Below are 9,596 nucleotides of genomic sequence, written 5' to 3' on the forward strand. Positions count from 1 at the left end.
ACCCGGATTCTAGGATCGGGGTAAGACGCGGTGGACGTTCCTGGCTGCCAGTCAGGTGTTCGACCGCAAGCTCGGTCCTTCAGGGCCGAGAAGCTGACAGATAACGCTTGGGCAGATCGTCCCTCCGCAGCTCTGAGAAGGTGATCATCTTGTGGCCGGGACGGATGAGCACCGCACCCCCGATGGCGAAGAAGAGCGTGCCCCGCTTCTTGAGGTTGAGCAGCCCGACCGCCGAGCACAGAACCTGCCGATGAGTGACCCTCTCGACCCCTTCGGTCTCCGCGAGGGCGTCGGCTACCTCCGGCGTGACCTCCGCGAGGTAGCGAAGGAGCTCGTGCGAGGTCACGACACCTTCTCCCCCGCCTCGGCGATCTCCAGCACCGCCAGTACCCGGCGCGCCATGTCCCGTTCCTGCCCCATGGGCAGACCCTTCTCCGTCTCCCACACGTCCTGCTCGGTACGGAACGGCTCCCAGAGCCAGAACCAGAACCAACCGCCCTCCGCCCGGGACAGACGGACGTGCTGGCTCTGCTTGCCCTTCTTCAACTCGACCACCTGACCGGGGTGCGGCAACGCCTTCAGGCCGCTCTCATCCGCCCAGCGGCACAGACGCTTGGCCGCTTCCCTCGTTTCCGACATGAGTGGTTTCTCCCTGGTTATCACGGAACCCATTCGGGTGTCCTGGGTTAAGTTCGCCGGTGATTCCAGCTTGGGGAACGCACTTCTATCTGGGAAGCAATATCACCCAGCCTCCCAACACTGGTAAATCTGTGTGCACTTAGGTTATGGACAGGTTGTGAAAGGTGATCGATCGGTGAAGAAGAAGGTGAAGCCGCACGCCAAGAAGTGGGGAACGGAGCTGAAGAAGTACCGAAACTCCGCCAGCAGGACACAGGCTCAAGTGGCTTCCAGGATCCAAGCAACAGGCACTCTGATCAGCGGCTTTGAGGGCGGAACCCACTGGCCCAGCCGGGACAAGGTCAACCTCATCGATGACTACCTCGGTGCGGACGGCAAGCTCATCGAACTGTGGGTGAAGCTGAGCAACCGGGAGTCCTACCCCAGCTTCCTCTCCGAGTTGGTGAAGGCGGAACCGGCCGCGACGCGCATCCGTGAGTTCCATCCCCTGGTCATCTCAGGGTTGCTCCAGACCAGGGCCTACGCACGGTCCCTGGCCAGGGCCTCCAACCGCTTTGCTCCACCGGAGGCGGTGGAAGAGATCGTCGAAGGGCGGATGCGACGTCAGCGGATCTGGGACAGGCCTGATCCGCCCAAGGTCCATAGCATCGTCAATGAAGCCGTCCTCTTGACTCCCACCGGAGGGGTGGAGGTCATGGTGGAGCAGCTAGACAAACTGATCGAACTGGTGGAATCCCATAGGCTGGGGTTGCAGATCGTCCCCTTGAAGACCGGCTTCCACCCCGGCCACACCGGCATGCTCGTCCTGATGTCCTTCAACGGCCAGCCGGACGCCCTGTACCTGGAGAACGCCCTGTCGGGCAGCATGTACCACGGTCCGGAGGTCGAGGAAGCTCACGAGCTTTTCGGTGAACTGCTCGGAGTAGCCTGGTCGCCAGAGGTCTCCTTGGAGCGTCTACGCACGATTAGGAAGGAGTTCCACGATGGAACTCACCAAGGAATGGCGTAAGTCTTCCTACAGCGGAGGAAACGGCGGCCACTGCGTGGAGGCCAAGCGAACCTCTGACGGTGCCGCCCTCCGGGACACACAGAACCGTGCTCTGGGCCGTGTCGAAACCTCCCCGCTGGAGTGGGGAGCCCTCCTCACCGCCCTCAAGGGTGCAGCCGAGTAAGGCCGCTACCTCCCCGAGCACCACGCCACCGATGGCGTGACCACAACCGATCTCTTACGGGCCTTGTCGCTTCTGGCGGCAGGGCCCGACCCCACCGGAGACGAAGAAAGAGGCCCGCCACCAGGCGAACCTCTCTCTGACCTGCTACTTCTCCGTCGGGACGGCGGGATTTGAACCCACGACCCCTTGACCCCCAGTCAAGTGCGCTGCCAAACTGCGCTACGTCCCGTACCGTTGGCCGCGATGCCGTCTCCGGCACCGCCAACGCGTGAAACCCTACCGTACTTCCCGCGCGGCTCGCACCACGCCGTGGACGCCAGGCAGGCGATCCGGGTCGCCCCGGCAACGGGAACCGCACCCGCCGACCCAGGCGCCCCGCGCGGCTCGGGGCGTTCCCGCGGTCGCGGACACGAAGGGGCGCGGCGTCAGGCCTCGTCCAGTCCGTCCAGGTAGTCGCGCGCACGGGCGAGGTCGTCCTCGCCGAACACCGCGACGCCGTGGTCGCGCAACAGCCGCGCGGTGACACCCTCGCCCGGGACCCGCCGCCCGGTGAAGGTCCCGTCGTAGACCACGCGACCGCCACAGGACGGACTGCCCTCCTTGAGCACCGCCACCGCCACGTCGCGCGCGCGGGCGGTGGCCAGGGCCGAACGCGCGCCCGCGACGAACGCCTCGGTCACGTCCCCGCCCTCGGGAGTGAGGATGCGCGCGGCGCCCGCGAGCACGTCGGCGGCGGTCGCCCCGGACTCGATCTCGGCGGGCGGCCTCGGGACCGGCAGCCCTCCCGCGACCTCGGGGCAGTGCGGGACCAGCCGCCCCTCCTCACGCCAGCGCACGAGCACCTCGTCCACGACGGTCTTGGCGCGCCCGTCGTAGCGGACCTCGCGGCCCACCAGACACGAACTGATCAGCACCCGGCGCATGTTCCCCCTCCACTCCTCCCGTCACGGTACCGCCCGGGTCCCCGGCGCACACCGCGCCTGGCACACCCGGAGACGTCGGTGAGTATTCAGAGCGACACCTTCGGTGATACTCGGAGGAGCACAGCATGGGGAGGGATCGTGACCGACGAGCAGGACGCCCGCCGACCGACGCTGTCCACCGACCACCGGACGACCCGCAGGGCCGTCGCCGCGGCCGCGATCGGCAACGCGACCGAGTGGTACGACTTCGGCGTCTACAGCTACCTCGCCGTCACGATCGGCGCGGTCTTCTACCCGTCGCAGTCCGGGCGTGCAGCTCGTCGCCGCCTTCACCACGTTCGCCGCGGCCTTCCTCGTCCGTCCACTCGGCGGGATGTTCTTCGGGCCGCTCGGCGACCGGATCGGCCGCAGGCACGTCCTCGCCGTCACCATGCTGCTCATGGCGGTGAGCACTCTCTCGATCGGTCTCATCCCCTCCGTCTCCGACATCGGCGTCGCCGCGCCCGTGCTTCTGCTGACCGCCCGCATGCTCCAGGGCTTCTCCACCGGCGGCGAATACGGCGGAGCCACGACCTTCATCTCCGAGTACGCGCCCGACCGCCGCCGCGGGTTCCTGGCCTCCTGGCTGGAGTTCGGCACGGTCAGCGGGTACGTGGGCGGCGCGGCCGCCGTCACCGCCCTCACCCTCTCCCTCGGCTCCGACACCATGCTCGCCTGGGGCTGGCGCATCCCCTTCCTGCTCGCCCTCCCCCTGGGCGCCACCGGCCTCTACCTGCGCCTGCGCCTCGACGACACCCCCGTCTTCACCCACAACACCGGCGGATTCGGCCGCGACGCCCACGGAGCGCGTCGCACGGGCCAGTTCCGCGCGACCGTCGTCGACCAGTGGCGCGCCATGGTGCTGTGCGCGGGTCTGGTGATGGTGTTCAACGTCAACAACTACACGGTCACCGCCTACCTGCCGACCTACCTCGACACCGAACTCGGGATCGGCACCGCCCCCGGTCTCGTCATGACCCTGGCGGCGATGGTGCTCATGCTGTGCACGGTCACCGTGTTCGGCCGTCTCAGCGACCGCGTCGGACGCCGTCCCGTCCTGCTGTCCGGATGCCTGTGCTCGCTCGCCCTGCCCCTTCCGGCGTTCTGGCTGATGCAGCGGGAGGGCCTGGTGCCGATCGCCGTCGGCGTGGTGCTGCTGGCCGTCACCCTGGTCCACTTCTCCGGCACCGCGCCCGCCACCCTGCCGGCGTTCTTCCCCACCAGCGTCCGCTACGGGGCGCTGGCGATCAGCTTCAACGTGTCGGTCGCGCTGTTCGGCGGCACGACACCGCTGGTGTCAGAGGCGCTGGTCGACGTCACCGGCGATCGCTACGCACCCGCGTGGCCGGTGATGTGCGCCGGCGTGGTGGGGATCGTGGTGGTGTGGCGGATGCGGGAGAGCACGAACCGGCCCCTGCCGGGGGCCCCGGCCATCCCCGTGCCGCCGCGCCGCCCCGCCGAGGGACCGAACCCGCCCCGTTCCCGGCCGACGGGTGACACCGCGCTGGCCGCCCCGAGCATCGTGCACCGGCTGGCCTGACGGGGGCGGACACGGTGCGGGGGCCGCCCGGATCGGACGGCCCCCGCGCACGGACACGGTCTAGCGCCGACCGCGCGGCTTGCGGTCCGGACGCACGCTGCCCTTGGAGGCGCGCCCCACCGCCCCGTTCTTCTTCTCGCGGATGCGCATGCTGATGTGCACCGGCGACCCCTCGAACCCGAAGTCCTCCCGCAGGCGCCGCTCGATGAAGCGCCGGTAGTTGTCCTCCAGGAACCCGGTCGTGAAGAGGATGAAGTGCGGCGGACGCGCGCCCGCCTGGGTCCCGAACAGGATCTTGGGCTGCTTGCCGCCGCGCACCGGCGGCGGGGTGGCCGCCACCAGCTCCTTGAGCCAGTTGTTGAGCTGACCGGTCGGGATCCGCTGCTCCCAGCCGCTCAGGCTCGTCTCGATCGCCGGCACCAGCTTCTCCATGTGGCGACCGGTCTTGGCCGAGATGTTCACCCGAGGCGCCCAGGAGACCCGCGACAGCTGGCGGTCGATCTCCTTCTCCAGGTAGACGCGGCGCTCCTCGTCGAGGACGTCCCATTTGTTGAACGCCAACACCAGGCCGCGCCCGGCCTCCACGACCTGCTCCACCACCCGGATGTCCTGCTCGGCCAGGGGTTCGCTGACGTCCATCAGCACGACGGCGACTTCGGCGCGCTCCAGCGCGGTCCCGGTGCGCATCGTCGCGTAGTAGTCGGCGCCCTGGAGGGCACGGAACCGGCGGCGGATACCGGCGGTGTCGATGAACTTCCAGGTCTGGCCGCCGAGTTCGATGAGCTCGTCGACCGCGTCGCGCGTGGTCCCGGCCACCGAGTCCACGACCACCCGGTCCTCGTCGGCCAACCGGTTGAGCAGACTGGACTTGCCCACGTTGGGGCGCCCCAGCAGCGCGATCCGGCGCGGACCCCCTTCGTCGTCGGTCCCGGCCTCGCCCTCGGGCTGATCGGGGAGGGCGGCCACGACCGCGTCCAACAGGTCGCCGGTGCCCCGCCCGTGCAGGGCGCTGATCGGGTACGGCTCACCGACGCCCAGGTTCCACAGCGCCAGCGCGTCCGCCTCCTGCATCCCGCCGTCCACCTTGTTGGCGGCGAGCACGACGGGGCGCTTGGTGCTTCGCAGGCCCGTGTGACGGCGGCGTCGGCGTCGGTGATGCCCACGGTCGCGTCGACGACGAACAGGATCACGTCCGCGGTCTGCGCCGCGTACTCGGCCTGCCGGGCGACCATGGCGGCCAGACCGCTCACGCTGGTCTCCCAGCCGCCGGTGTCGACCAGCGTGAACCTGGTGTTCTGCCACTCGGCGTCGTAGGCGACCCGGTCGCGGGTCACGCCCGGAACGTCCTCCACGACGGCCTCACGGCGGCCGAGGATACGGTTGACCAGGCTGGACTTGCCCACGTTGGGGCGGCCGACCACGGCGACCACGGGCACGGGGGCGGTCTCCACGCCCTCCTCGCCCTCGTAGCCGACATCGGAGACGTCGAAGTCTGTCATCTGCTGCTCCCGGTACTGGAGTCCCCGCGCGCCCAGGACGCGTGCCGCGAGGACTCGACATGGCCGCCCGCCCCGGCCCGGGGGCGCGGAGTCGGACGTGATGGAACGGGCACCTCCGGCGCCCGTGGGTCGGTGTCGGCGGACCTACCGGTCCCGTGCCTGGTCCACCAGCTTGACGACCAGGGCGATGACCTCGTCCAGGGTCAGCCCGGTGGTGTCGAGCTCGGTCGCCGAGTCGGTCCGCGTCAGCGGCGAGTGCGCCCGGCTGGAGTCCAACCGGTCCCGCCGGGCCAGGTCGGCCTGGGTCCCGGCGACGTCGCCGCTGCGGACCTCCCTGCTGCGGCGATGGGCGCGAGCCTCGGCGCTGGCGGTCAGGAAGAGCTGGACGAGGGCGTCCGGCGCGACGACCGTCGTGATGTCACGGCCCTCCACGACGATGCCCGCGCTCTCGGCCCTGGCCGCCGCGATGATCTCCCGCTGGGTGCGCACCAGCAGGTCACGCGCCTCGGGGACGGCGGACACGGCCGAGACGTTCGCGGTCACGTCCTTGCCCCGGATCTCGGCGGCCACGTCACGGCCGTCCACGGTCACGGTGGGGGCCGAGGGGTCGGTGCCCATCGTGATCACCGGACGCTCCACGGACGCGGCCACGGCGGCGGCGTCGTGCACGTCCACGCCGTTGTCCAGCATCCACCAGGTCAGTGCCCGGTACATGCGCCCGTGTCGAGGTACCGCAGGTCGCGCGCCTTGGCCACGCCCTTCGACGTGCTCGACTTTCCCGACCCGGAGGGACCGTCGATCGCGACGACGATGCCTTCGGTACTGCCCTGCGCGCTCACTGGACCCGACTCCCGCGTACGTTCACTTGTGCCGACGCCCCAGCGTACCCGCGCGCGCACGCGGTCCGGTACGCCCACCGACGCCCGGGGCCCGGATCACAGACCCGGATGGACCGACCATCCCCCGCCCGCCAGCGCCCGCGCGAGCGTGCCCTCCGCCTCGGGCAGCACGTACACCTGGCACACACCGAGCGGCAGCCCCGGCGTGTGCTCGATCCGCACGTCCTCGATGTTGACCCCCGCCTCGGCCGCCGCGGCGAACAGGCGGCCCAGCGCGCCCGGCTCGTCCGGGATGACCACCGGCACCACCGTGTAGGAGGGCCGCCGCACCTCGCCGTGTTTGCCCGGAATGCGCCCCTGTCCGCGGCGTCCCCGGATCAGGACGTCGCGGACCGGCGCGAGCGGCGCCTTGGACGAACCGTCCGACGCTGGCCGAGCACGCGCAGGGCGTCCGCCGTCGCGGCCAGGTCCGCCGCCATGTCCGTCAGGACCTCGGCGACCGGGGCGGCGTTGTGGGTGAGGATCTCGGTCCACATGGCCGGGTCTCCCCCGGCCACCCGGGTGACGTCGCGGACACCTGCCCGGCCAGGGTGAGGGCAATCTCGTCCGCGTCCAGGAGGCGGGCCGCCGCCGCGGAGGAGGCCACGTGCGGGGCGTGCGACACCAGTGCGACGGCGCGGTCGTGTGCGGCGGCGTCGAGCACCAGGGGTCGGCGCCGCACAACCGCGCCACCTCGGCGACGGTGGCGACGTTCTCGGCGTCCGCCTTCCCGGTGGGGCACAGCGCCCACGAGCGGCCCAGGAAGAGGTCGGCGCGGGCCGCGCCGGGACCGTGCTTCTCGCGTCCGCCCATGGGGTGGCCGGGCACGAAGGTGGCCATGTCGCAGCCCAGGCGGTCCGCCCCGGCCACCACGCTCGCCTTCACGCTCGCGGCGTCGGTGTACACGTGCGCCAACCCCCGGTCCTGGGCGTCGCGCAGGACGCCGGGATGACGGCGGGGGGAGCGGCGATCACCGCGACGTCGGCGGGCCGTGCGTCCGACTCGTCCAGCGGGCGGCCCGCGCCCAGGTCACAGGCCAGGCGCAGGGAGGCGGCGTCCGGGTCGGACAGGGTGACGTCCACGTCGCGCGCGCGCAGTGCCAGCGCTATCGACGTCCCGATGAGGCCGGCGCCGATCACCGTCGCCCGGTGCACCCGCGGCCGGTGCCGTGCGTCCGCGCCCGCACCCCTGCTGTCGTCCACGTCCGTGCGCTCCTCCACCAATGCCCGCCTTCATCCAGACTACGACCCCGGCGCCGGGGCGACGTGACGTCTACTGCGCGATGTCCAGGCGCAGCGCCTGGGCCCCGCGCAGGTAGACGTGCTGGATGTGCGAGCGCGGACGGTCGGTCGCCACGTGGGCCATCAGCCGGACCACGCGGGGGAGGGCGTGCGGCACGTCGATCTCGGCGGCGCACATGAGCGGAACGTCGGAGAAACCGATCCGACGCGCGGCCAGCGCCGGGAACTCGCTGGTCAGGTCAGGCGTGGCGGTGAACAACACGCTGATGACGTCGTCGGGCTCCAGCCCGTTGCGCCGCATCACCTCGGAGACCAGCTCCGCTGTGGCCTCCACCACCTGATCGCGTTCGTCCGCGTCGACCTGCACCGCACCACGGATGGCCCGTACCGCCACGTTCGTTCCCGCCTCGTCGTCGTACCCGGGGCCGCCCCCGGACACGGAGACGGCGGCCGCCGCCCGGTACGGAACCGGGGCGGCGACCGCCGTCAACTGTATCTACAGGCCGGCGGCCTCGTAGAGTTCGCTCACCTCACGCGAGGTCAGCGCCCGCATCGTGCCCAGTTTCAGGGCGTTGAGGTCGATCGGGCCGACCTGGGTGCGCGCCAGGTCCGCGACCGGGTGGCCGACGGCCTCCATCAGTCGGCGGACGATGTGCTTGCGCCCCTCGTGCAGGCGGATCTCCACCATGGCTCTGGGGGCGTCGTTGTCGACGACCCGGAAGGAGTCGACCTCGACCGGGCCGTCCTCCAGCTCCACCCCGCCGCGGATCTCCCGGACCACGCTGTGCGGGACCGGGCCCGGCACCTTGGCGATGTAGGTCTTGACGACCTTGTAGCGCGGGTGCGTGAGCCGGTTGGCGAGCTCGCCGTCGTTGGTGAGCAGGATCAGACCCTCGGTCTCGGTGTCCAGTCGGCCCACGTGGAAGATGCGCTCGTCGGTCTGACCGGTGTAGTCGGCCAGGGTCGGCCGACCCTCAGGGTCCCACATGGTGCTGACCACGCCGCGCGGCTTGTTGAGCGCGAAGTACAGCTTGTCGGGGGCCGTGACGACGCGCATGCCGTCGACGCGGATCTCCGAGGACTCGGGGTCGACCCGGGCGCCGAACCGGCGGACGACCTGACCGTCGACGCTGACCCGGCCGGCCGCGATCATCTCCTCGCTGGCGCGGCGGCTGGCCACACCGGCCGCGGCGAGCGCCTTCTGGAGGCGGATGCCGTCGGGCACGTCGGTGTAGCTGTCGCGGCCCTCGGCGGGGCGGTCCTCGTCCTTGGGGTCGTAGTCGGCGCGCAGGGCCGCCAGCCGCTCACGCGCGGCCTTGGACAGCTGCGACTCGCTCTTGACGCCGCCCGGCGACGCCGGACCCCGCCCCTCGCGCCCGCGCCCGGACGGCGGTCGCCGCCGCCGGAGGAAGCGCGACGGACGTCCTGGCGGTCACGGTCGCCGAAGCCCCGTCCCGCACGCGCACCCCGGTCGTCGCGGCGACCGCCGTGTTCACGCGGGCCACGGTCGTCACGGGAGCCGCGGAACCCACCCTGGTCACGGTCGCCGAAGCTCCGTCCCGCACGCGAACCCCGGTCCTCACGCGACCCCCGGAGGCCGCCACGGCCCCGGTCATCACGCCGTTCCCGGCCGCCGTAGCCGCCACGGCCCCGGTCATCACGCCG

7 protein-coding genes, 1 tRNA gene and 4 pseudogenes are annotated in these 9,596 nt (G+C 71.1%); 3 read left to right on the forward strand and 9 right to left on the reverse strand.

From position 1 onward, the window contains the following. Nucleotides 1-79 precede the first annotated feature (79 nt). Nucleotides 80-346 carry a hypothetical protein gene (locus BJF83_RS23935; protein WP_075928098.1) on the reverse strand — a complete coding sequence of 89 codons (267 nt, stop codon included), beginning with the start codon at nt 344-346 and terminating at the stop codon, nt 80-82. Further along, nucleotides 343-639, reverse strand: a complete 297-nt coding sequence (locus tag BJF83_RS23940; protein ID WP_075928099.1) for a hypothetical protein — start codon at nt 637-639, stop codon at nt 343-345. Before BJF83_RS23940 ends, BJF83_RS23935 begins: the two co-directional genes overlap by 4 nt. A gap of 175 nt (nt 640-814) precedes the next feature. Here BJF83_RS23940 and BJF83_RS23945 point away from each other — a divergent pair, with 175 nt between their 5' ends. Together BJF83_RS23945 and BJF83_RS23950 are read left to right on the forward strand one after the other, a co-directional pair. Beyond that, the gene (locus BJF83_RS23945) at nt 815-1,648 is read left to right on the forward strand and encodes a helix-turn-helix transcriptional regulator (protein ID WP_075928100.1); all 834 of its coding nucleotides are present in this window, start codon (nt 815-817) and stop codon (nt 1,646-1,648) included. Continuing rightward, nucleotides 1,623-1,811, forward strand: coding sequence for a DUF397 domain-containing protein (locus tag BJF83_RS23950; protein WP_075928101.1), 189 nt, complete (start codon nt 1,623-1,625; stop codon nt 1,809-1,811). The genes BJF83_RS23945 and BJF83_RS23950 overlap by 26 nt, the downstream gene beginning before the upstream one ends. A gap of 155 nt (nt 1,812-1,966) precedes the next feature. Here the strand turns inward: BJF83_RS23950 and BJF83_RS23955 are convergent. Together BJF83_RS23955 and BJF83_RS23960 are read right to left on the reverse strand one after the other, a co-directional pair. Continuing rightward, nucleotides 1,967-2,040: transfer RNA gene (locus BJF83_RS23955), tRNA-Pro, on the reverse strand. A 196-nt stretch (nt 2,041-2,236) separates the two neighbouring features. Continuing rightward, nucleotides 2,237-2,734, reverse strand: a complete 498-nt coding sequence (locus BJF83_RS23960) for a DUF523 domain-containing protein (RefSeq protein WP_075928102.1) — start codon at nt 2,732-2,734, stop codon at nt 2,237-2,239. A gap of 138 nt (nt 2,735-2,872) precedes the next feature. Between BJF83_RS23960 and BJF83_RS23965 the strand changes: the two are divergent. Continuing rightward, nucleotides 2,873-4,313: pseudogene (locus BJF83_RS23965) on the forward strand (MFS transporter). A 60-nt stretch (nt 4,314-4,373) separates the two neighbouring features. Here the strand turns inward: BJF83_RS23965 and der are convergent. From der to BJF83_RS30015, 5 genes and pseudogenes are all read right to left on the reverse strand, one after another. Further along, nucleotides 4,374-5,812: pseudogene (gene der, locus BJF83_RS23970) on the reverse strand (ribosome biogenesis GTPase Der). A gap of 144 nt (nt 5,813-5,956) precedes the next feature. Continuing rightward, nucleotides 5,957-6,651 (reverse strand): annotated as a pseudogene (cmk, locus tag BJF83_RS23975) ((d)CMP kinase). A gap of 96 nt (nt 6,652-6,747) precedes the next feature. Continuing rightward, nucleotides 6,748-7,892 (reverse strand): annotated as a pseudogene (locus BJF83_RS23980) (prephenate dehydrogenase). 70 nt (nt 7,893-7,962) lie between these two features. Next, nucleotides 7,963-8,325 carry a chorismate mutase gene (gene aroH, locus BJF83_RS23985; RefSeq protein WP_075928103.1) on the reverse strand — a complete coding sequence of 121 codons (363 nt, stop codon included), beginning with the start codon at nt 8,323-8,325 and terminating at the stop codon, nt 7,963-7,965. A gap of 102 nt (nt 8,326-8,427) precedes the next feature. Further along, a complete protein-coding gene (locus BJF83_RS30015; RefSeq protein WP_262391826.1) occupies nt 8,428-9,156 on the reverse strand; it encodes a pseudouridine synthase in 729 nt (242 codons plus the stop codon). Nucleotides 9,157-9,596: the final 440 nt, after the last annotated feature.

Source organism: Nocardiopsis sp. CNR-923, assembly GCF_001942255.1.
Classification (GTDB): Bacteria; Actinomycetota; Actinomycetes; order Streptosporangiales; family Streptosporangiaceae; genus Nocardiopsis.